This is a genomic window from Photobacterium andalusiense (assembly GCF_900185625.1).
In the GTDB taxonomy this organism is placed as follows: domain Bacteria; phylum Pseudomonadota; class Gammaproteobacteria; order Enterobacterales; family Vibrionaceae; genus Photobacterium; species Photobacterium aquimaris.
In genome coordinates this window covers 1-22580 of record NZ_FYAJ01000008.1, presented here as the reverse complement: position 1 = coordinate 22580, position 22580 = coordinate 1, and the positions used below count along the sequence as shown (strand labels likewise).

Genomic DNA, 22580 nt, shown 5'->3' with positions numbered 1-22580 from the left:
AAGCAATGTCGATTTAGTCTCTGCTCTTTAGTGTAAAGAGTAGAGATTTTTAAGTATTTAGCGTAAAGCAATAAGGATTAACAATGAAAGTACTGATCATTGGTAACGGTGGCCGTGAACACGCATTAGGTTGGAAAGCGGCACAAAACCCACAAGTCGAAACGGTTTTCATCGCGCCCGGTAATGCAGGCACGGCACTTGAACCAAAATTAGAAAATGTCGATATCAGTGTTGAAGATATTGCATCTTTAGTCTCATTTGCACAGAACAATCATATTGAACTGACCATTGTTGGCCCAGAAGTACCTTTAGTGATTGGCGTTGTTGATGCGTTTCGTGCTGCTGGATTAGCCATTTTTGGCCCAACTCAAGCCGCAGCTCAGCTTGAAGGTTCTAAAGCTTTTACCAAAGACTTTTTAGCGCGCCACAATATTCCAACCGCTGAATACCAAAATTTTACTGAAATCGAACCCGCTCTTGCTTACTTAAAGCAAAAAGGCGCACCGATTGTTGTCAAAGCCGACGGCTTAGCGGCAGGAAAAGGCGTAATTGTTGCGATGACAGCACAAGAAGCCGAAGATGCCGTGCGCGATATGCTCGCTGGTAATGCATTTGGTGAAGCGGGTCACCGTGTGGTTATCGAAGAGTTCTTAGACGGTGAAGAAGCAAGTTTCATCGTAATGGTTGATGGTAAGAATGTCTTACCAATGGCCACCAGCCAAGATCATAAACGCGTCGGTAATGGTGATACGGGTCTTAATACTGGCGGTATGGGTGCATATTCACCTGCGCCAGTCGTCACCCAAGACATTCACGATCGCGTAATGAAAGAAGTGATCTACCCAACCGTTGAAGGCATGGCTGCAGAAGGCGCACCGTATACCGGATTTCTCTATGCAGGCTTAATGGTAATGGCTGACGGCACCCCTAAAGTGATTGAATATAACTGCCGCTTTGGTGATCCAGAAACACAACCGATCATGCTACGGATGCAATCTGATTTAGTGGAGCTGTGTTTAGCTGCAATTGATGAGAAATTAGATAGTGTCGAATCTAAATGGGATCCACGGGCGGCTATCGGTATCGTACTTGCGGCTGGCGGCTATCCTGGCGATTACCACAAAGGTGATATTATCAGCGGCTTATCTCAGCCAGAGCCAGCGGGCGAAAAAGTATTCCATGCCGGCACTGCCTATAATACTCACGGCGATGTGGTGACAAATGGTGGTCGAGTATTATGTGCAACCGCCATGGGCGACTCAGTCCTTGAAGCACAACAACGCGCTTATGCGTTAGCCAAACAAATTTCGTGGAATGGTATGTTCCACCGTGATGATATTGGTTACCGCGCTATTGCTCGCGAACAACAGTAACCACATTGTTCCCTCATAACCTAAAAACGCGCTTAATCAGCGCGTTTTTTTGATCTACCGTCAACGACAATTACTGCTTTAATAAATTAGGTGCCACCAAACATTGTAACTGTGGTCGCTGCAATAAAATATCATCAACCTTTAATTGTCCTTGCTGCAACTGTCCGCTTACCGCCATATACCCTTGCCCCGATAATTTTTCAGCGTTTGATTGAGCAATAACTTCAACTGGTTGTTGCTGCTGGCAAGGAATAAACTGCTGTTGTTGCCAATGCCCTTGTACCCATAAATGCCGATGTTGATTTAGTTGCTCAACTTTAGCAGCTAACCTTAGTGTTTGACGGTGTAGTTTCGCGATTTCCACATTGGTTAATGGCACAATGGTTTGTCCTTGCTGATAACGCTGAAACACTGCTAAACCATCACTATCAAACCGTAATTGCAATGTAAATGGGGTAACAGAGCCATCAATGCGCTGTTGGCCTTGCTGATAGAGCTCAAACAGCTTTCCTGAGCGCCAACGATAACTAGCCTGATATTGCCCTAGGTTGGAGGTGAATACACGCTCATTGAGCGTTATAGGTTGATTAGGACGGAAGGTATACCAATAAAAATGAGGACCATCAGTTGCAGCTTCAGCAACCGTGACAGTTTTAGGCGTAATTACTGCATTTTCAGCCATGTCGCTTGCCGCACAGCCTGTAAGTAAAAATGCAACCACCAGAGAAAGCGTTATACGTACCATAAAAAAAGCGCCAGATGCAGTGGCATTCTGGCGTTATTTTAAATTACTTTAATGCGTCTTTAAGTGCTTTGCCAGATACGAACGCAGGAACGTTAGCAGCAGCAATTTGAATTTCCGCACCCGTTTGTGGGTTACGGCCAGTGCGAGCTGCACGATGATTCACTTTAAATGTACCAAAGCCAATTAGTTGAACCTGGTCACCATCTTTAAGCGCATCAGTAACGCCTTCAAGAGTAGCTTCCAATGCTAATTTTGCTTGTGCTTTAGACAAATCTGCTTTTTCTGCGATCAGGTCAATCAGTTGGGTCTTGTTCATTCGGTTTCCCTTCTAAGGTTTTGGGCTTAATACCGCCCAACTCTAATTCAAAAGAAGCCTGTGTGGCAAAGGTTTGTCAGCTTTTATCTGTCTAAATGGAGACTCTTTAACCATAAACTGAGCTAAAGTTCACAAAATGTTACTAATAACATTCAAAAAAGAGTTGTTTTTATTTCCACTCGCCCCGATTAATATAGCCGAAATTCGCTGATTAATTGACAGGTTGATATGGTACTGCTTACGATTTACATCTCTGTAGCTATAGGGGTGTCGTTTATTTGTTCCGTTTTAGAAGCGGTTTTATTGAGTATTTCGCCGGGATATATCGGCACTTTACGTCAACAAAACCACCCAGCAGCAGCTAAACTTGCCGCACTCAAAGATAATATAGATCGACCCTTAGCCTCAATTCTAACCCTAAATACCGTCGCCCATACCGTCGGTGCTGCAACAGCAGGTGCGCAAGCGACTGTGGTCTTTGGTAGTGAGTGGTTAGGTGTTTTCTCAGGTGCATTAACCGTCGGTATTTTATTACTGTCAGAAATTATTCCCAAAACAATTGGTGCAACTTATTGGCGTCAATTAGCACCAACAAGTGCAATATTATTACGCTGGATGGTGGTGCTATTAATGCCATTAGTGTGGATCTCAGAACAAATTACCCGTCGTTTAGCCCATGGTCACGTACAACCTAAACTACGCGATGAATTATCAGCAATGGCAATGTTGGCTCATGAGTCTGGTGAATTAGGCGCAGGTGAGTCTAAAATTCTGACTAACCTACTGCAGTTTAAAGACGTGAGCGTGACTAAAATCATGACGCCACGACCGGTGTTATTCCGTGTTAATGCACAGCAAACCATCAACGAATTTTTAGCCAAATACAAAAGTAGTCCATTCTCACGCCCATTAGTATTTAGCGAGCAAAGCGATAATATTGTTGGCTTTGTGCACCGCTTAGAACTATTTGCAGAAAGCCAAGCAGGCAAAGGTGGCCAGGAGCTCGGCACGCTCATGCGCCCATTGCCTGTGATTATGAACAACGTAAGCGTACCCAAAGCATTTGAGCGTTTAATGCAAGAACGTTCACAACTCATTTTGATTGTTGATGAATACGGTACAGTACAAGGCTTAGTGACACTGGAAGATATTTTTGAAAGTTTAGTTGGCGAAGAGATCGTCGATGAAGCAGATAAAAATACTGACATGCAGCAACTGGCTTATCAGCGTTGGGATAAGTGGAAGAAAAAGCATAAGATGATTGAAAATAATGATGACGATATTTAACTAACGTTATTGTAACTGCTTTATATTAATTAGAATAAAAAAGGGACCTGATGGTCCCTTTTTTTATTGGTATTATTTAACGCTAGCTGCGATTCACTGACGCACTGTTATCAACACAATAACGTCCACCCTTGATACGACTTACGATCAAGCCAACTACCAATACCGCTACCGTTGGTAAAATCCAACCCGCATAGTAATGATATAACGGTAAATTTGCTGTTAATGCATTATCAACCGTTGCTGGCATTGCGCCCAAAATATGTGCCGCATCAATACAACCAAAAGCGGTTGCCGTTGCAACAACAGTTAATACTGCAACTTGAGATAACTGATGGCGCAACGGGGCAATCAATAACAACGCAATTGCAATCGGGTGTAAGGCTACTACAACAGGTAAAGTCACTTCTAATAACTGCGCCAAACCTACATTAGCAATCAAACCTGATAACACCATAATCACCCACACACTTTTAGGGTAAGTGATTTTACTAAAGCTACGGCTATAAAACTCACTTCCTGCAGTCGTAACCCCAATGGCGGTAGTTAAGCAGGCTAACACTAACACCGACCCTAAAATAATGGTTCCAAAAGCACCAAAGTGGGCATTAGTAAATGCAGTAAGAATTTCACCACCATTAGCAAAGCTTGAGCCTAAATTGGCACTGGTTACACCAATATACGCCAATGATAAATATACTAACGCCATCGCTGTGGCATACATTAGAGCCGCAATAAAAGTATATTTGGCAATCGCTTTCGGGCATTTAACCCCCATGCCTTCAATTGCTCTGAAAATCACCCAACCAAAACCAATCGAGCCTAACGCATCCATGGTCATGTAGCCCTGAGTCATTCCTTCAGCCATTGCACCTGTCGCATAAGGTCCTGAGGCAACTTCTACCTGACCAGATGGATATAACAATGCCACCACTGCCATAATCGTTAAAATAGTTAACAACACCGGCGTTAACCACTTTCCTAGCGTATCAACTAACTTACCTGGGTATAACGAAAACAAAATAGCCGCTAAACAAAATACTGTCGAGAACGGGATCAAGCCACTATCACCGATAAATGGTGCCAAACTAAATTGGTAAGCAACAGTGATCGTACGTGGAATAATAAATGCGGGGCCAATAACGATAAACAGCATCACCCAGAATCCAGTCGCCAACGGTTTAGGTAATGCTGCGGTTAAATTATCAGATCCACGTACCCAAGCCACAATCACTAATGCTATTGCAGGCAAACCGACGCCAGTTAATAAGAAACCCGCCATACCACTAAGAAAATTATCTCCAGCTTGATAGCCTAAATAAGGAGGAAAAATTAAATTGCCTGCACCTAAGTACATGGCGAATGTCATGAAGCCTAAGGCGGCGATATTGCGTGCACTTAACATAGTATTCCTTGGTCATTACTTGGAGCTTGGAGAAAGCGAGGCGGGAAAGGTGATGGTGTCTATCCTGCCAACTTGCTCACAAGCTGACAGAAAAATGGGTATGGCCTGTCAGCCCTGAATAAGATTCAGAGAGAGCAAGAGCTTTGAAGCAGCAATCAATGTTGTGCTAACAGCAACCATTGGTGAAATACGGCAAGATACAATAGTGTTTACGATAGAATATTTCATATTTGCCCCCTTCAAACCAACAGACCACGAATGTCGTAGCTTAGGTGCTACGCAGCGGTTATGTTATAAACGCTGAAGGGATACAATTACAAGAGCCAAAATAAAATAAGTTGAATGGCGTAAACTTAACTCAGCAACCAGTCATAATCACTGCTTTTTAACTTAAAAATCAGAATAAACAACCGCCACCAATAAAACAAGTTATTAACAAAAAACACCTGACGTCTAATTATTTCCGCACTTATGTCATTTATTAGTTACAGTTCAAACGACAATATGGCAACATTTTCACAAACAATAGCTATAAAAAAAGAAGCCAATTGGCTTCTTTTTAATGTTATCGCTAGCGATCAATTACAATGCAATACCAATATTACTGATTGGCTCATCACGTAACTCAGCACGTAAATCTTTGATTAAATCAATATCACGGCTTTCTGCTTCTTTTAGCGCACGGAAAATTTCCCACTGAGTATCCCACTCAGCACATACTGCTTCATTTTGCTTTTGATTATCGTTAGTGATTTCAATCCCTGTCTGAGCCGATTCTAAATCAGCCACAGTTTCAGCAGATAAAGCACTTAACTTAACGACAGTTTCCATCATCAAATCACGATCCAACATCGCGTGTAGAAGATCGGCTAATGCAACACAAGCATCAATCGCAGGACGTACAGCATACAAATCGTAGTCGTTTTCACTAGGGACCATATCTTCTAACTTTTCAAGCTGGCTTTCAAAGTTAATCTTGGCATTTTTAACCGTCAGGATCTCCCATACACTATCTAAGATCACTCGGTAACGTTGACCATCTGTAAACTGTGTTTCGGCACAGAAAAAAGCATAGTTCGGATACATACGCTCACACAGCGACACCATAAAGGTAAGATGTTGCCAAGGTTCTAATTTTTCTAAACGTAACTGGATTGGATTCTTAAGCATGGGATAATCTACGGTAGTGATTTAGATTGAAGTTTACTTGATAAACGAAGGCTACAAAAGGAAAAGCATGATCAAAATTAAGATCGTCTCTCGCCAACAGCAGCGTTATGTGCAATTACTGACTGCCGCTAAACTGCCACAGTTGGTTATCACGGAAGATCCCAGCCAAGCAACTGTACTGCTAGCAGATCCGCCGTTGATCGCCACCAGCTTAAATGACTACCCACATTTACAGTGGCTACAGTCTACTTATGCAGGCATTGACGCGCTGATTAAACCGCAATTAAGACAAGATTATCACCTCACCAATATTCGCGGTATCTTTGGACCACTGATCGCTGAATATATTATTGGTCAAATCCTTAACTACCAGCGCCATTTTTGGCGCTATGCCTTACAGCAGCAACAACACCAATGGCACCCAATCAGTTATCAATCAATGGCGACCAAAACCATGGTCATTGTTGGTACAGGCACCATCGGTCAGCACCTTGCTAAGGTTGCAGCGGTATTTGGCTGCCATATCATTGGCATTAATCGCAGTGGTATCACCGCCAGTGATGATTTTAATCATACTTATGATCTCAACGATCTCGATTACGCACTAACTCAAGCCGACTATGTAGTTTCTATCTTGCCTGCAACTCCTGATACTAATGATCTTTTTGATCAAGGTAACCTTAGTCACTGCAAAAATGTGCTATTTTTCAATGTCGGTCGTGGCAATAGTGTCAATGAAGCTGATTTAATACATGCGCTTGAGCAACATCATCTACAACATGCATTTTTAGACGTCTTCAAGCACGAACCATTAGCAACAGATCATCCATTTTGGGATCATCCACAGATCACTATTACCCCCCATATCGCAGCAGAAAGCTTCCCTGAACAAGTATTTACGATATTTAAAACTAACTACTTACGTTTTCAACAACAGCAAAAACTTGAATATCTCATTGATTTCAAAAGAGGTTATTAATACATTAGACCACTAATCATTAATGCCATCACAAAATTACATTCCGATAACAATAACGATCCTAGTAAGATCCCACTCGCCTCGTGTGTGTTTTTACCGTCCATTAAATAATGACAAAAAAAACCACACCAAAATGGTGTGGTTTTTATTAACCTTGAGTTTGAAATATCTGTTTAAAGTCTATTTCTAAAACAATGGTTATTTATGGTATGGCTTTGAAAGCTCATGCACAGCATCAACAAACACACCTGCATTTTCAGGCGGCACGTCAAGATGAATACCATGGCCTAAGTTAAATACATGACCCGTACCGCCATCGCCAAAGCCTTCTAAAATAGAAGCGACTTCTTGACGAATACGTTCAGGCTGAGCATATAACACTGATGGATCCATATTACCTTGTAGCGCTACCTTATCACCGATACGACGTTTAGCATCGCTGATATCAATCGTCCAGTCTAAGCCTATCGCATCACAGCCTGTCGCTGCAATTTGCTCTAACCACATACCGCCATTTTTAGTAAATAACGTCACAGGTACACGGCGACCATCATTCTCGCGAATCAAGCCATCAACAATCTTATGCATGTAACGCAATGAGAATTCATTGTAATCACGTGGGGTTAATACACCACCCCAAGTATCAAATACCATCACCGCTTGCGCGCCCGCTTTGATTTGAGCATTTAAATATTCAATCACGCTATCGGCTAATTTATCGAGCAGTAGATGCAATGTTTGTGGCTCGGCATACATCATCTTCTTGATTTTAGTGAAAGCCTTAGAGCTACCACCTTCAACCATGTATGTCGCTAATGTCCATGGACTACCCGAAAAGCCAATCAGTGGCACTTCACCTTGAAGATCATGACGAATTTGGCGAACCGCATTCATCACATACTGCAATTCACCTTCAGGATCAGGAATACCAATACGCTCTACGTCTGCTTTACAGGTGATCGGGTGACTAAACTTAGGACCTTCACCTGCTTCAAAATACAGCCCTAATCCCATTGCATCAGGAATGGTTAAAATATCAGAAAATAAAATGGCAGCATCTAATGGAAAACGCTTTAATGGCTGTAGCGTTACTTCACTGGCTAATTCAGCATTTTTACATAGCGACATGAAGTCACCAGCAACACCACGTGTCGCACGATACTCAGGTAGGTAACGGCCAGCCTGACGCATCATCCATACAGGTGTGCAATCTACAGGCTGCTTCAGCAGCGCACGTAGGTAGCGGTCATTCTTTAATTCGCTCATTTGAGACTCCACGGGTTAATTCTGCGTCATATTGTAGCACTCATTAATATTAACAACCGAGTGCATTTGTTTACCAACGTTTGATTAATCAGTCTTATGTTCAGCATTAAGCTGCAAAACAGTATCAATAAGTCGCCGAGCAATAGTCCCTGTTGGTGCCACTTCAGGTAACTGCTCTGCCGTCGCCCACATTGCATCGGTTAATTCTTCATAATCTGGTTTGATATCACCACCAGCATAATCAGCGATAAACCCAAGCATTAGATTGGATGGAAATGCCCATGGCTGACTATCAAAATAACGAATATTTTTTACTGTAATGCCGGTTTCTTCTAAGACTTCTCGCGCGACACATTGTTCTGCGGTTTCGCCCGGTTCAATAAATCCAGCAATCACAGTATACATACCGGTTTTATGACGCGGATGCTGCGCCAATAACAATTGATTACCTTTTCGCACAGCAACAATGATGCAAGGCGATACTCGCGGATAATGAAGACTCTCACAGCCAGAGCAATGCATTGCTAGTACTTTAGTATCTAATTGCATCGAATCACCACAATGACAACAAAAGCGCTGACTTTGAATCATATAATTTAATTGAATCGCTCTACCTGCTAACGCAAATAACCGACTATCACAGCCAAGTAGCTCTCTTAAATTAAAAAAATCATTATCACTAAAACCACTTTCATCAACTAACCAATACACAGCGATCGAATCAAAATCACCAATAAAACGCTTAGTTTCAGTACTACAAATAAGCTCTTCAGATGAGCACAACGGCAAACTGCCGTTTTGTAACAATAACTTGCCATCTCTAATCACACACCAATAAGCCATATTCTCATTTTTTAACATTTTTATTACTTTCATCCTTGCAGCGGCGTAAATTTACTGGCAATCTAATCTTGAACGGAATATTTATCCGAAACCATATCTCTTATATCAAGAGCCGGATCGCACAAGCATCCAGTTAAGATGCTGATATATCATGAGGATGTGCTCATGCTTAGTAAATTTGAACAAGTTAAAAAAGAATGGGGCGGCCATAACGATGTTATTGATCAATGGCTAATGATGCGCCAACAACTGCTGATCGATTATTGTAAATTAATCGGTATCACTCCCAATGATGATAATCGTCATCTACCTACCGCGTCCAAACTGTGTTTATTTAGTGAAGATCTCGTTGATTATATTTCAGCGGGTCACTTTAAGATTTACGATAACGTAATGGCGCGCTGGCATCAAACAGGCTTTTCACCCACTGAAGAAATGTCTGCCCTCTATGCAAAAATCACCCTAACCACTGAACCATTACTAAACTTCAATGATCGCTATGGTGCCATCAATGATAACGACCCATTAGATACTCTTGATGATGATTTATCGCAAATTGGTGAACAGATGGAATCGCGCTTTGCACTAGAAGATAAGTTGATTGAATTAATCAGTGATAGTCTTGCTTGTCCGCCTGGTGCTTAACCACCAGCATCAATAGCAACTCACTCATTATTGTGGCAGTACAGTGCTGCCACCTATTTTAGTGCACCTCGCACCTCGCACCTCGCACCTCGCACCTCGCACCTCGCACCTCGCACCTCGCACCTCGCACCTCGCACCTCGCACCTCGCACCTCAAGATTATTCTCAAATCCTAAATAGCAGCCAATAAAAAAGGCACCCCGAAGGATGCCTTTTAGAATCAGTCACGCCAAGAATTAATTCTCGTCGTTAAGACCTGCATTCAATAGTGCCGCTAAGTCTTGAGAGGCTTGCTCTGCATCAACTTGTGGTGCTACTGGCTCCAGTTCAACATTACGTTGATTCTGGCGACGTTGGTGGTAAGAGAAACCTGTACCCGCTGGGATCAAACGACCCACGATTACGTTCTCTTTCAGACCACGTAGCTCATCACGCTTACCAGAAACAGCTGCTTCTGTTAGTACGCGCGTTGTTTCCTGGAACGATGCTGCTGAGATGAATGACTCAGTCGCAAGCGATGCTTTAGTGATACCTAGTAAGTCACGTGAGAAACTTACTGGTGTCTTACCTTCAGCTTCAAGCTGACGGTTAGCAATCGTTACGCGAGAGAATTCAACTTGCTCGCCTTCTAGGAAGTCAGAGTCACCAGCTGCAGTGATAGTTACCTTACGTAGCATTTGACGAATGATAGTCTCAATGTGCTTATCATTAATCTTAACGCCTTGTAGACGGTAAACTTCCTGAACTTCGTTAACGATGTATTCTGCAACTGCGTGTACACCACGTAGACGTAGAATATCGTGCGGAGTTTCAGGACCATCAGCAATTACGTCACCCTTCTCAACTTTTTCACCTTCGAAAACGTTAAGTTGGCGATGCTTCAGGATCATCTCTTCGTACGGCTGACCATCAGTTGGTGTGATGATCAAGCGACGCTTACCTTTAGTTTCTTTACCAAATGACACTGCACCGGTAATTTCTGCCAAGATAGCTGGTTCTTTAGGCTTACGAGCTTCAAACAAGTCAGCAACGCGTGGTAGACCACCCGTGATATCCTTGTTACCGCCAGATTTTTGCGGAATACGTGATAACGTATCACCGATGCCAACCATAGCGCCATCGTCAAGCTGAACAATCGCCTTACCAGGTAGGAAGTATTGAGCTGGCATATCAGTACCAGGGATCATTACATCGTTACCATCTACATCAACAAGTTTGATAGCTGGACGCATATCTTTACCTGCTGCTGGGCGTGCTGCTGGATCAGTTACTTCGCTTGAAGATAGACCAGTTAGATCATCTGTTTGACGAGAAACTGTTACGCCATCAATCATATCAACGAACTGGATACGACCAGCCACTTCAGTGATGATTGGCATGGTGTGAGCTTCCCAGTTTGCTACTGTTTCACCAGCAACAACCTCGGCGCCATCACCTTTAGTTAGCAACGTACCGTAAGACAGTTTGTAGTTCTCTTTCGTACGACCAAGCTTATCAATGATGCTTAGCTCAGATGCACGAGAAGTAATTACAAGCTTACCAGCATTGTTAGTTACGAACTTCGCATTGTGCAGTTTCATAGAACCAGTAGTTTTCACTACGATCTTATTATCTGCAGCTGCTGCTGATGCCGCACCACCGATGTGGAACGTACGCATTGTTAGCTGTGTACCAGGTTCACCGATAGACTGCGCAGCAACAACACCTACTGCTTCACCTGAGTTGATCAGGTGACCACGAGCAAGGTCACGACCGTAACAGAACTTACAACAACCGAAGTCATTCTCACACGTTACAACAGAACGTACTTTAACTTGGTCAACAGAGTTCGCTTCTAGGATCTCACACCACTTCTCATCAAGAAGTGTATTACGTGGTGCTAGAACTTCTTCTGTACCAGGAATAAATACATCTTCAGCAACAACACGACCAAGAACACGATCGCCTAGTTGTTCCTTAACATCACCACCCTCGATAAGAGGCATCATGGTGATACCAGCGTGAGTACCACAGTCATCTGCTGTGATTACCACGTCTTGTGCAACGTCTACTAGACGACGCGTTAGGTAACCTGAGTTCGCTGTCTTAAGTGCGGTATCCGCAAGACCCTTACGAGCACCGTGAGTAGAGATAAAGTACTGGAGTACGTTTAGACCTTCACGGAAGTTCGCAGTGATCGGCGTTTCGATGATTGAGCCATCCGGCTTAGCCATCAGACCACGCATACCCGCCAACTGACGAATCTGTGCAGCAGAACCACGCGCACCAGAATCGGCCATCATGTATACACTGTTGAACGATTTCTGTTGTTCTTCAACGCCGTCACGGTTAATCACGGTATCGAAAGACAAGTTATCCATCATCGCTTTAGCAACTTGTTCGTTGGCTGTAGCCCAGATATCGATAACTTTGTTATAACGTTCACCAGCAGTCACAAGACCTGACTGGAACTGCTCTTGAATTTCAGCAACTTCTGCTTCAGCTTCAGCGATCTTAGTGTACTTAGCTGCAGGTACAACCATATCGTCGATACCAACAGACACACCAGAAAGTGCCGCGTAAGCAAAACCTGTGTACATAATTTGGTCAGCAAAGATAACAGTATCTTTCATGCCCAACTTACGGTAACAAGTGTTAAGAAGCTTAGAAATTTGCTTCTTACCAAGTGCTTCAGTGTTTACAAGGCTGTATGGCAGACCTTTAGGAACGATAGGCCATAGCATTGCACGACCAACAGTAGTATCAACAAGTTGAGTATTCTCAACAAAGTTACCCTGCTCGTCTTTCACAAATTCTGTAATACGTACTTTAACGCGAGCGTGAAGCTCTGCATTCTTAGTACGGTATGCTTTCTCAGCTTCAGCTGGTCCAGCAAGGTACATTCCTTCACCCTTCGCGTTGATTTTCTCACGCGTCATGTAGTAAAGACCCAATACAACGTCCTGAGAAGGTACGATGATCGGATCACCTGATGCTGGTGAAAGGATATTGTTGGTAGACATCATTAGAGCACGTGCTTCAAGCTGTGCTTCAAGAGTCAATGGCAAGTGAACCGCCATCTGGTCACCATCGAAGTCGGCGTTGTATGCCGCACAAACTAGTGGGTGAAGCTGAATCGCTTTACCTTCGATTAGTGTTGGTTCAAACGCCTGAATACCTAAACGGTGCAATGTTGGTGCACGGTTAAGCATTACTGGGTGCTCACGAATTACTTCGTCTAGGATATCCCAAACGATCGCTTCTTCGCGCTCAACCATCTTCTTAGCAGCTTTGATAGTAGTCGCAAGACCACGTGTCTCTAGCTTGCCATAGATGAACGGCTTAAATAGCTCTAGTGCCATCTTCTTAGGAAGACCACACTGGTGCAAACGTAGGTATGGACCTACTGTGATAACAGAACGACCTGAGTAGTCTACACGCTTACCAAGCAAGTTCTGACGGAAACGACCCTGCTTACCTTTGATCATATCAGCCAAAGATTTCAGAGGACGCTTGTTAGAGCCTGTAATAGCGCGGCCACGACGACCGTTATCTAGCAATGCATCAACAGATTCCTGCAGCATACGCTTTTCGTTACGTACGATGATATCAGGAGCAGCCAGGTCAAGAAGACGCTTTAGACGGTTGTTACGGTTGATTACACGACGGTAAAGATCGTTCAGATCTGAAGTCGCGAAACGGCCACCATCTAGCGGTACCAACGGACGTAAATCCGGCGGTAATACTGGCAATACAGACAGGATCATCCACTCAGGGTTGTTTCCAGACTGTAGGAAAGCTTCAACTAGCTTAAGACGCTTAGTTAGCTTCTTACGCTTAGTTTCAGAGTTAGTTTCTTCTAACTCTTCACGCATATTTTCGATTTCAGCATTTAGGTCCATGTTGCCTAAAAGTGCTTTAACCGCTTCTGCGCCCATCTTCGCGTCGAACTCGTCGCCCCACTCTTCAAGTGCATCCAAGTACTGCTCTTCAGAAAGCAGTTGGCTACGCTCAAGGTTGGTCATACCAGGTTCGATAACTACGTATGATTCAAAGTAAAGTACACGTTCGATATCACGTAGAGGCATGTCCATTAACAGACCGATACGAGATGGTAGTGACTTTAAGAACCAGATGTGGGCAACAGGTGAAGCAAGCTCAATGTGACCCATACGCTCACGGCGTACTTTAGTCTGAGTAACTTCAACACCACATTTTTCACAGATCACACCACGGTGCTTCAGGCGCTTGTACTTGCCACAAAGACACTCGTAGTCTTTTACCGGGCCAAAGATACGTGCACAGAAAAGACCGTCACGCTCAGGCTTGAAGGTACGATAGTTGATTGTTTCTGGCTTTTTAACTTCACCAAAAGACCATGAACGAATCATGTCAGGTGAAGCTAGACCGATTTTGATAGCATCAAATTCTTCGGTCTTATGTTGTGCTTTCAGAAACTTAAGTAAGTCTTTCACATTCGGCTCCTGTGAGGAGTTGACCCATAAAGGCGCCAGTCTACTGGCGCCTTCATATTTATACCGGAGTAACTAATAAGTATAGGTGACTAACCCAGTCTTATTCGTCTTCCAGCTCGATGTTGATACCCAACGAGCGGATTTCTTTCAACAATACGTTGAATGATTCCGGCATACCAGGTTCCATACGATGATCACCGTCTACGATGTTCTTATACATCTTAGTACGGCCGTTAACGTCATCTGACTTAACGGTTAGCATTTCTTGAAGGGTGTATGCTGCGCCATATGCTTCAAGCGCCCACACTTCCATCTCACCGAAACGCTGACCACCGAACTGAGCTTTACCACCCAGCGGCTGCTGAGTAACTAAGCTGTAAGAACCGGTAGAACGGGCGTGCATCTTGTCATCAACCAAGTGGTTCAGTTTAAGCATGTACATGTAACCAACGGTTACAGGACGCTCAAATGCATCACCAGTACGGCCATCAAACAACTTCAGCTGGCCAGACGATGGTAGATCACCAAGTTGTAGCAACTCTTTGATAGATGATTCTGGACAACCATCAAATACAGGCGTTGCAATTGGTAGACCTTTACGAAGGTTTTGTACAAGCGTACGTACTTCGTCGTCTGATAGTTCAGCAATGTCAACTTTCTGGCGAGTATCACCAAGATTGTAAACACGTTGTAGGAAGTTACGGAACTTATGTAACTCCTGCTGTTCTTTCAGCATATCGTTAAGTTTGTCACCGATACCTTTCGCCGCAAGACCTAAGTGAGTCTCAAGGATCTGACCGATGTTCATACGTGACGGTACACCCAATGGGTTTAGTACGATATCAACCGTTTGACCTTTTTCATCGTATGGCATGTCTTCAACAGGGTTAATCTTAGAGATTACACCCTTGTTACCGTGACGGCCTGCCATCTTATCACCAGGTTGAATGCGACGACGAACAGCTAGGTATACTTTAACAATCTTAAGTACGCCAGGCGCTAAGTCATCACCCTGAGTGATTTTACGACGCTTAGTTTCAAACTTCTTATCGAACTCAGCTTTCAGTTCATCATACTGTTCTGCAAGCTGTTCCAATTGGTTCTGTAAAGATTCGTCGTCAAGCGTTTGTGCAAACAACGTATCGCGGTTCATTGTAGAGATTTTCTCTTCGCCGTAACCTGCAGATAATAGAAGCGTACGTACACGAGCAAGAAGACCACCCTCAAGGATCTGGAATTCTTCTGTGATGTCTTTCTTCGCTTCTTTCAGCTGCATCTCTTCAATTTCAAGAGCACGCTTGTCTTTCTCAACGCCATCACGAGTAAATACTTGTACGTCAATGATCGTACCAGTAACACTACCAGGAACACGTAGAGATGAATCTTTAACGTCAGAAGCTTTTTCACCAAAGATAGCTCGTAGAAGCTTCTCTTCAGGAGTCAGTTGTGTTTCACCCTTAGGCGTCACTTTACCAACTAGGATGTCGCCACCCTTCACTTCTGCACCGATGTAAACGATACCTGATTCGTCCAACTTAGAAAGCGCTGCTTCACCCACGTTAGGGATATCGGCAGTGATTTCTTCAGAACCCAGCTTCGTATCACGCGCCACACAAGAAAGCTCTTGAATATGGATAGTTGTGAAACGATCTTCCTGAACTACACGCTCAGAAACTAAGATGGAGTCTTCGAAGTTGTAACCGTTCCAAGGCATGAACGCGATACGCATGTTTTGACCAAGCGCTAGCTCACCAAGGTCTGTTGAAGGACCATCAGCAAGAACATCACCACGTGCTACTGGCTCGCCAGGTAGTACGGTAGGACGCTGGTTAATACATGTGTTCTGGTTAGAACGGGTGTACTTAGTTAGGTTGTAGATATCGATACCTGCTTCACCAGGGATCAATTCGTCTTCGTTAACTTTGATAACGATACGAGAAGCATCTACAGACTGAACTTGGCCGCCACGTTTAGCAACAGCAGTTACACCTGAGTCAACACCGATCTGACGCTCAATACCAGTACCTACTAACGGCTTATCAGCACGAATAGTTGGAACTGCCTGACGTTGCATGTTCGCACCCATAAGGGCACGGTTAGCATCATCGTGTTCTAGGAACGGGATTAGGGATGCAGCCACAGATACAACCTGGTTGGTTGCAACGTCCATGTATTGAACATGGTCACGTGGGTGCAGACCTGAATCGCCTTTCTGACGAGCAGTGATCAATTCGTCAGCAAAAGAACCATCTTCGTTAAGCGCGGCGTTTGCCTGTGCAATAACGTATAGACCTTCTTCAATTGCTGATAGGTATTCGATGTGATCCGAAACTTTTCCGTCTACAACTTTACGGTAAGGTGTTTCCAAGAAACCGTAAGGGTTACAACGCGCAAATACAGATAGCGAGTTGATTAGACCGATGTTTGGACCTTCAGGAGTTTCGATAGGACATAGACGACCGTAGTGAGTCGCGTGTACGTCTCGAACCTCAAAGCCAGCACGTTCACGAGTCAGACCACCTGGACCAAGCGCCGAGATACGACGTTTGTGAGTAACTTCTGACAACGGGTTGTTCTGGTCCATAAACTGTGACAATTGAGAAGAGCCAAAGAACTCTTTCACTGCCGCAGAAATAGGCTTCGCGTTGATTAAGTCTTGAGGCATGATTGCATCAAGATCGCCTAAACTTAGACGCTCTTTAACAGCACGCTCAACACGAACTAGACCTACACGGAATTGGTTTTCAGCCATTTCGCCCACAGAGCGAATACGACGGTTACCAAGGTGGTCGATATCATCAACTTCACCTTTACCGTTACGGATATCGATCAACTTCTTCATCACTTCAATGATGTCTTCGTTGCTCAGAATACCAGGACCAGTTATTTCTTCACGAAGAAGAGAACTGTTGAACTTCATACGACCAACAGCAGAAAGATCGTAACGATCTTCTGAGAAGAACAAGCTTTCAAATAATTGATCAGCTGCTTCGCGTGTTGGTGGCTCGCCAGGGCGCATCATACGGTAGATTTCTACCAATGCACTTAGACGGTCAGTACTGTTATCAACACGTAGTGTTTCTGACATGTACGGGCCGTGATCTAAATCGTTCGTAAATAGAACTTCAATAGACTTATGACCAGCCTGAGATAGAAGAGCTAATGCTTCCAAGCTTAATTCTTGGTTAGCCGTAACAATCAGTTCGCCAGTTTCTTCGTTGATGTAATCACGAGATGCGATCTTGCCAACGATATATTCAACAGGTACTTCGATGCTATCAATGCCATCTTTCGCCAATTGACGAATATGACGAGCAGTGATACGACGACCTTGCTCTACGTAAACTGTACCGTTCGCTTCGATATCAAAGCTTGCAGTTTCGCCACGTAGACGATCAGGTACCAACTCCATAACTAGAGATTTGCCGCGTACTTCGAAATTAATCTTATCGAAGAACATGTCAAGAATCTGTTCAGTTGTGTAGTTAAGTGCGCGAAGGATAATAGACGCAGGTAATTTACGACGACGGTCGATACGTACGAAAACATTATCCTTAGGATCGAACTCGAAATCCAACCATGAACCACGGTAAGGAATAACACGAGCGTTATATAACACTTTACCTGAGGAGTGGGTTTTACCCTTATCGCTGTCAAAGAATACACCAGGACTACGGTGCAGCTGAGATACGATAACCCTCTCGGTACCGTTAATAACGAATGTACCGTTATCTGTCATGAGCGGAATTTCGCCCATGTAAACTTCTTGTTCTTTAATGTCTTTTACGGTGCCAGCCGGCGCGTCACGATCATACATGACCAGACGTAGCTTCACGCGTAGTGGAGCAGAATAAGTTACGCCACGAATTTGACATTCTTTGACATCGAAGACCGGCTCACCGAGACGATAGCTAACGTATTGCAGCTCGGAATTGCCATTATAGCTCTGGATTGGAAAAACAGAGCGAAAGGCAGCTTCTAGACCGTAATGCCCTTCAGGATCCTGCTCGATAAATTTTTGGAAAGAATCAAGCTGGATCGATAGCAAGTATGGTGCATCCAACACTTGTGGACGCTTACCAAAATCCTTACGGATACGCTTTTTCTCGGTATAAGAGTAAACCATAGGTTCCTCAGATCGCTGATAAGTGATCCAAACTACCCCATATCACATGCGGGGGTAGTGACTAATCGTTGTTTTTTGTAGTAGGAATATTCCAATGAAACTGAAATATTTTTTACGCAGACAGTGGATACAAAACAAGGTAAAAATACCACCGGTCTATAGCGCAAAAAGGCCGGTGGCATTTTTGCCACCAGCCAATAGCCATAAATGGCTATGAAATCAAATAATTATTATTTAACTTCAACAGAAGCACCAGCTTCTTCTAATTGAGCTTTAAGAGCTTCAGCTTCAGCTTTATCTACGCCTTCTTTAACAGCAGCAGGTGCGCCGTCAACTACAGCTTTAGCTTCTTTAAGGCCAAGACCAGTTGCGCCACGTACAGCTTTGATAACTTGTACTTTGTTAGCGCCAGCAGCTGTTAGGATTACGTCGAATTCAGTTTGCTCTTCAGCTGCGTCTGCAGCTGCGCCGCCTGCAACTACTGCAGCAGCAGCAGAAACACCGAATTTCTCTTCCATAGCTTCGATAAGCTCAACAACTTGCATTACAGACATTTCTGCAACTGCGTCTAGGATTTGCTCGTTAGTGATAGACATAACAATTCTCTTTTAAAGTCAACAATAAGTTTAAATAGTAATCAGATAAAGTGCGGCAATTAAGCTGCAGCTTCTTCTTTCTGATCACGTACAGCCGCGATAGTACGTACAAGTTTACCAGCAGACGCTTCTTTCATGCACATCATTAGGCGTGCGATAGCTTCGTCGTAAGTTGGTAGAGTTGCTAGTACATCAGCGTTGGCAATAGTGCCTTCGAATGCAGCAGCTTTGATCTCGAAGCTTTTATTCTCTTTAGCGAAGTCTTTGAAAAGACGCGCTGCAGCACCTGGGTGCTCATTAGAGAAGCCGATTAGTGAAGGACCAACGAAAACGTCTTGTAGACATTCGAAATCAGTACCTTCAACTGCACGACGTGCTAATGTGTTACGAACAACTCGTAGGTAAACGCCAGCTTCACGAGCTTGTTTACGTAGAGTTGTCATTGCACACACACTAACACCGCGAGAGTCAGCAACAACTGCAGACAGGGCACCATTGGCAGCTTCGTTGACTTCAGCAACAATTGCTTTTTTGTCTTGAAGATTTAATGCCATTGGATTTGCTCCTGGATAATTTCTGGGTCACCCCAGCATTTACACCACTCACTGCCGGTTGACAGGAGAGTTTTACGGCGCAGATCCAAAAAAGACTTACATCAATCATGTTCTGGCACCGTCTACGTAGGTAAATTAAGTTCCGAAAAACACCTACGGTCTTTGACGGAGGTTAATTGAAAACAATCAACCTCAGCCACGAATTCGGAAGCGACAAATTATACACTAACTTATCGCTTCTGCAAATTAGTTTACGCTACGTTAGCTTTCAGAGAGTTCTGATCTAACGCTACACCTGCACCCATAGTGGTAGAGATGCTTACTTTCTTAATGAAAGTACCTTTCGCTGAAGACGGCTTAGCACGCTTCAGTGCAACTAGAAGAGCTTCTAAGTTCTCTTGTAGTTGAGCGGCATCAAAGTTCACCTTACCGATAGTAGTGTGAATGATACCATTTTTGTCGTTACGGTAACGAACCTGACCAGCTTTAGCATTTTTAACTGCTTCAGCAACGTTAGGAGTTACAGTACCAACTTTAGGGTTTGGCATAAGACCACGTGGACCAAGAATGGTACCAAGTTGACCTACAACGCGCATTGCATCAGGAGATGCGATAACAACGTCAAAGTTCATTTCGCCTTTCTTAACAAGAGCAGCTAGATCTTCCATACCTACAAGCTCAGCGCCAGCTTCTTTAGCAGCTTCAGCGTTTGCGCCTTGTGTAAATACAGCAACACGGATGTCACGGCCAGTACCGTTAGGTAGTACAGTTGCACCACGAACGTTTTGGTCAGATTTACGTGCATCAATACCAAGATTAACAGCAACGTCAACACTTTCTACGAATTTAGCAGTAGCTAATTCTTTAAGAAGTGCAACAGCTTCGTTAATTTCGTACTCACGAGTAGAGTCAACTTTGTCACGGATAACGCGCATGCGCTTAGTCAGTTTAGCCATTATCTTAACCCTCTACCACTAGGCCCATTGAACGAGCAGTACCAGCAATTGAACGCTTCATAGCTTCAATGTCAGCACCAGTCATGTCTGCAGCTTTAGTCTCAGCGATCTCTTGGATCTGAGCTTCAGTTACAGTACCCACTTTGTCAGTGTTCGGACGGCCAGAACCAGACTTAAGACCAGCAGCTTTAAGCAGAAGAACTGCAGCAGGTGGTGTCTTAGTGATGAACGTGAAAGAACGGTCACTGTAAACAGTGATAACAACTGGAGTCGGAAGACCTTTCTCGATTGAGTCAGTCTTAGCGTTAAACGCCTTACAGAATTCCATGATGTTTACACCATGTTGACCAAGAGCTGGACCAACTGGTGGACTTGGGTTTGCTGCACCAGCTGCAACTTGCAACTTGATGTAAGCTTCTACTTTTTTAGCCATTGCTATATACCTAATTTTGGGTTCAAACGTCTATTTTAAATAAATAGACTCCCCGTCTAACGAAAGGGCGCGAAATTATAGCCTAATTCCACACCCCTGACAATACGAGTTGAACAGAATTTGATCAGTTCTTTTCGATTTGACCGAACTCAAGTTCTACTGGTGTTGCACGACCGAAGATTGATACAGAAACCTTCACACGGCTCTTATCATAATCTACAGATTCAATCGTACCATTAAAGTCAGCAAACGGACCATCAGTCACGCGTACCACTTCACCAGGTTCAAATACTGTTTTATGTACAGGAGACTCACTAGCTTGTTGTAGACGGTTTAGAATCGCATCAGCTTCTTTATCAGAAATCGGTGCTGGACGATCAGACGTACCGCCAATGAACCCCATCACACGAGGAATGCTACGTACAAGGTGCCATGTTTCATCGTTCATCACCATTTGTACAAGCACATAGCCAGGGAAGAACTTACGCTCACTCTTACGGCGTTGACCGGCACGCATTTCTACCACTTCTTCCGTCGGTACTAAAACCTCGTCAAAGTGCTCTTCCATACCATGAATTTTGATATGTTCACGTAGTGATTGCGCTACACGGCCTTCAAAACCTGAAAAAGCCTGTACTACATACCAACGTTTTTTTGGAGCTTCGCTCATGAATTCTTACCTCACGCGCCAGTAACTAGGCGCACTAAACGGACCATAATGCCATCAATACCCCAAAGGGCTAATGCCATCACGACAGTGACTGCTAGAACGATAAAGGTTGTCTGCGTAGCTTCCTGACGAGTAGGCCACACTACTTTGCGGACTTCCATGCGCGATTCACGTGCAAACGTAACCACGGATTTACCTTTTGCTGTTAATGCCGCAAAAATACCAGCAACAACCACAAGGGCTACTACGGCAGAAGAGCGCAGAACAACAGAAACATCACTGTATAGGTAATTACCAACCACAGCAGCAGCTAGCAAAGCAAAAACCACGACCCATTTAAGGCCATCCATTTTGCTTTCGCTTTCTTGGTTTTCGGCATTCGCTTTCATACAACCAACCTGTAACTAGTGTTAATCATCTAGACGAAAATAACCCCGCTTGAGCGAGGTCTAGGATGAAGGAAAGGCCTAAACCTTTAATAACATTAACAAAAACTTCATCTTTACGAAATTTCACTTCTACACTTTGAACAAAAAACATTCAATTTAAAGTTAAAGTGTAGAAAAAGGGCATCAAATGATGCCCTTTTTAGTGCTCTATCGTCAAATTTAATTCAACGATGTTAGCGTAACTTATGCAACGATAGTTGCAACAACACCAGCACCAACTGTACGGCCACCTTCACGGATAGCAAAACGTAGACCTTCGTCCATCGCGATAGGTGCGATTAGAGTAACAGTCATAGAGATGTTATCACCAGGCA

The 22580-nt window shown here is 43.8% G+C and carries 19 protein-coding genes; 4 read left to right on the top strand and 15 right to left on the bottom strand.

All coding sequences use genetic code 11. From position 1 onward, the window contains the following. Positions 1-83: 83 nt before the first annotated feature. Positions 84-1373, top strand: coding sequence for a phosphoribosylamine--glycine ligase (gene purD / locus PAND9192_RS15890; protein ID WP_087854552.1), 1290 nt, complete (start codon positions 84-86; stop codon positions 1371-1373). 70 nt (positions 1374-1443) lie between these two features. Here the strand turns inward: purD and PAND9192_RS15885 are convergent, their stop codons facing one another. Continuing rightward, positions 1444-2118, bottom strand: coding sequence for a DUF1481 domain-containing protein (locus PAND9192_RS15885; protein ID WP_087854551.1), 675 nt, complete (start codon positions 2116-2118; stop codon positions 1444-1446). 43 nt (positions 2119-2161) lie between these two features. Further along, positions 2162-2434, bottom strand: a complete 273-nt coding sequence (gene hupA / locus PAND9192_RS15880) for a nucleoid-associated protein HU-alpha (RefSeq protein ID WP_045032623.1) — start codon at positions 2432-2434, stop codon at positions 2162-2164. 228 nt (positions 2435-2662) lie between these two features. Between hupA and PAND9192_RS15875 the strand changes: the two genes are divergently transcribed. Beyond that, positions 2663-3721, top strand: a complete 1059-nt coding sequence (locus PAND9192_RS15875; protein WP_087821891.1) for a CNNM domain-containing protein — start codon at positions 2663-2665, stop codon at positions 3719-3721. An 82-nt stretch (positions 3722-3803) separates the two neighbouring features. On the opposite strand, the gene brnQ is transcribed toward PAND9192_RS15875, so the two are convergent. Both brnQ and PAND9192_RS15865 read right to left on the bottom strand, forming a co-directional pair. After that, positions 3804-5126 carry a branched-chain amino acid transport system II carrier protein gene (gene brnQ / locus PAND9192_RS15870; protein ID WP_087854550.1) on the bottom strand — a complete coding sequence of 441 codons (1323 nt, stop codon included), beginning with the start codon at positions 5124-5126 and terminating at the stop codon, positions 3804-3806. A 582-nt stretch (positions 5127-5708) separates the two neighbouring features. Then, positions 5709-6296: a YjaG family protein gene (locus tag PAND9192_RS15865; protein WP_061000585.1), complete on the bottom strand. Its 588-nt coding sequence runs from the start codon at positions 6294-6296 to the stop codon at positions 5709-5711. Positions 6297-6363: 67 nt separating this feature from the next. Here PAND9192_RS15865 and PAND9192_RS15860 point away from each other — a divergent pair, with 67 nt between their 5' ends. Continuing rightward, on the top strand, positions 6364-7275 hold the full coding sequence (locus PAND9192_RS15860) for a D-2-hydroxyacid dehydrogenase (RefSeq protein ID WP_087854549.1): 912 nt from the start codon (positions 6364-6366) through the stop codon (positions 7273-7275). A gap of 198 nt (positions 7276-7473) precedes the next feature. Here PAND9192_RS15860 and hemE read toward each other — a convergent pair whose 3' ends face one another. Together hemE and nudC are read right to left on the bottom strand one after the other, a co-directional pair. After that, on the bottom strand, positions 7474-8541 hold the full coding sequence (hemE, locus tag PAND9192_RS15855) for a uroporphyrinogen decarboxylase (protein WP_061000589.1): 1068 nt from the start codon (positions 8539-8541) through the stop codon (positions 7474-7476). Between the two features lie 84 nt (positions 8542-8625). Then, the gene (gene nudC / locus PAND9192_RS15850; protein ID WP_087854548.1) at positions 8626-9402 is read right to left on the bottom strand and encodes an NAD(+) diphosphatase; all 777 of its coding nucleotides are present in this window, start codon (positions 9400-9402) and stop codon (positions 8626-8628) included. Between the two features lie 147 nt (positions 9403-9549). On the opposite strand from nudC, the gene PAND9192_RS15845 reads away from it, so the two are divergent. Continuing rightward, complete coding sequence (locus PAND9192_RS15845) at positions 9550-10029, top strand: Rsd/AlgQ family anti-sigma factor (RefSeq protein ID WP_061000593.1); 480 nt, start codon at positions 9550-9552, stop codon at positions 10027-10029. A 235-nt stretch (positions 10030-10264) separates the two neighbouring features. Here PAND9192_RS15845 and rpoC read toward each other — a convergent pair whose 3' ends face one another. From rpoC to PAND9192_RS15800, 9 genes are all read right to left on the bottom strand, one after another. Beyond that, the gene (rpoC, locus tag PAND9192_RS15840; protein WP_061000595.1) at positions 10265-14482 is read right to left on the bottom strand and encodes a DNA-directed RNA polymerase subunit beta'; all 4218 of its coding nucleotides are present in this window, start codon (positions 14480-14482) and stop codon (positions 10265-10267) included. A 100-nt stretch (positions 14483-14582) separates the two neighbouring features. Next, entirely contained in the window at positions 14583-18608 is a 4026-nt protein-coding gene (rpoB, locus tag PAND9192_RS15835; protein WP_061000597.1) for a DNA-directed RNA polymerase subunit beta, read from the bottom strand. Positions 18609-18838: 230 nt separating this feature from the next. Continuing rightward, positions 18839-19204, bottom strand: coding sequence for a 50S ribosomal protein L7/L12 (gene rplL, locus PAND9192_RS15830; RefSeq protein WP_061000598.1), 366 nt, complete (start codon positions 19202-19204; stop codon positions 18839-18841). Between the two features lie 59 nt (positions 19205-19263). Beyond that, positions 19264-19758, bottom strand: a complete 495-nt coding sequence (rplJ, locus tag PAND9192_RS15825; RefSeq protein ID WP_061000599.1) for a 50S ribosomal protein L10 — start codon at positions 19756-19758, stop codon at positions 19264-19266. A 251-nt stretch (positions 19759-20009) separates the two neighbouring features. After that, entirely contained in the window at positions 20010-20714 is a 705-nt protein-coding gene (rplA, locus tag PAND9192_RS15820) for a 50S ribosomal protein L1 (protein WP_061000601.1), read from the bottom strand. A 4-nt stretch (positions 20715-20718) separates the two neighbouring features. Next, the gene (gene rplK / locus PAND9192_RS15815) at positions 20719-21147 is read right to left on the bottom strand and encodes a 50S ribosomal protein L11 (protein ID WP_065168454.1); all 429 of its coding nucleotides are present in this window, start codon (positions 21145-21147) and stop codon (positions 20719-20721) included. Between the two features lie 124 nt (positions 21148-21271). Then, positions 21272-21817 carry a transcription termination/antitermination protein NusG gene (gene nusG, locus PAND9192_RS15810; RefSeq protein ID WP_036788965.1) on the bottom strand — a complete coding sequence of 182 codons (546 nt, stop codon included), beginning with the start codon at positions 21815-21817 and terminating at the stop codon, positions 21272-21274. Positions 21818-21828: 11 nt separating this feature from the next. After that, the gene (gene secE, locus PAND9192_RS15805) at positions 21829-22206 is read right to left on the bottom strand and encodes a preprotein translocase subunit SecE (protein WP_045032395.1); all 378 of its coding nucleotides are present in this window, start codon (positions 22204-22206) and stop codon (positions 21829-21831) included. 243 nt (positions 22207-22449) lie between these two features. Beyond that, positions 22450-22580: EF-Tu C-terminal domain-related protein (locus tag PAND9192_RS15800; protein ID WP_082955749.1), on the bottom strand; the 131-nt coding region annotated here is incomplete at its 5' end.

Coding starts and splice junctions, on each gene's coding strand:
- purD (WP_087854552.1), top strand. CDS start 84: ATGAAAGTACTGATCATTGGTAACGGTGGCCGTGAACACGCATTAGGT.
- PAND9192_RS15885 (WP_087854551.1), bottom strand. CDS start 2,118: ATGGTACGTATAACGCTTTCTCTGGTGGTTGCATTTTTACTTACAGGC.
- hupA (WP_045032623.1), bottom strand. CDS start 2,434: ATGAACAAGACCCAACTGATTGACCTGATCGCAGAAAAAGCAGATTTG.
- PAND9192_RS15875 (WP_087821891.1), top strand. CDS start 2,663: ATGGTACTGCTTACGATTTACATCTCTGTAGCTATAGGGGTGTCGTTT.
- brnQ (WP_087854550.1), bottom strand. CDS start 5,126: ATGTTAAGTGCACGCAATATCGCCGCCTTAGGCTTCATGACATTCGCC.
- PAND9192_RS15865 (WP_061000585.1), bottom strand. CDS start 6,296: ATGCTTAAGAATCCAATCCAGTTACGTTTAGAAAAATTAGAACCTTGG.
- PAND9192_RS15860 (WP_087854549.1), top strand. CDS start 6,364: ATGATCAAAATTAAGATCGTCTCTCGCCAACAGCAGCGTTATGTGCAA.
- hemE (WP_061000589.1), bottom strand. CDS start 8,541: ATGAGCGAATTAAAGAATGACCGCTACCTACGTGCGCTGCTGAAGCAG.
- nudC (WP_087854548.1), bottom strand. CDS start 9,402: ATGTTAAAAAATGAGAATATGGCTTATTGGTGTGTGATTAGAGATGGC.
- PAND9192_RS15845 (WP_061000593.1), top strand. CDS start 9,550: ATGCTTAGTAAATTTGAACAAGTTAAAAAAGAATGGGGCGGCCATAAC.
- rpoB (WP_061000597.1), bottom strand. CDS start 18,608: ATGGTTTACTCTTATACCGAGAAAAAGCGTATCCGTAAGGATTTTGGT.
- rplL (WP_061000598.1), bottom strand. CDS start 19,204: ATGTCTATCACTAACGAGCAAATCCTAGACGCAGTTGCAGAAATGTCT.
- rplJ (WP_061000599.1), bottom strand. CDS start 19,758: ATGGCATTAAATCTTCAAGACAAAAAAGCAATTGTTGCTGAAGTCAAC.
- rplA (WP_061000601.1), bottom strand. CDS start 20,714: ATGGCTAAACTGACTAAGCGCATGCGCGTTATCCGTGACAAAGTTGAC.
- rplK (WP_065168454.1), bottom strand. CDS start 21,147: ATGGCTAAAAAAGTAGAAGCTTACATCAAGTTGCAAGTTGCAGCTGGT.
- nusG (WP_036788965.1), bottom strand. CDS start 21,817: ATGAGCGAAGCTCCAAAAAAACGTTGGTATGTAGTACAGGCTTTTTCA.
- secE (WP_045032395.1), bottom strand. CDS start 22,206: ATGAAAGCGAATGCCGAAAACCAAGAAAGCGAAAGCAAAATGGATGGC.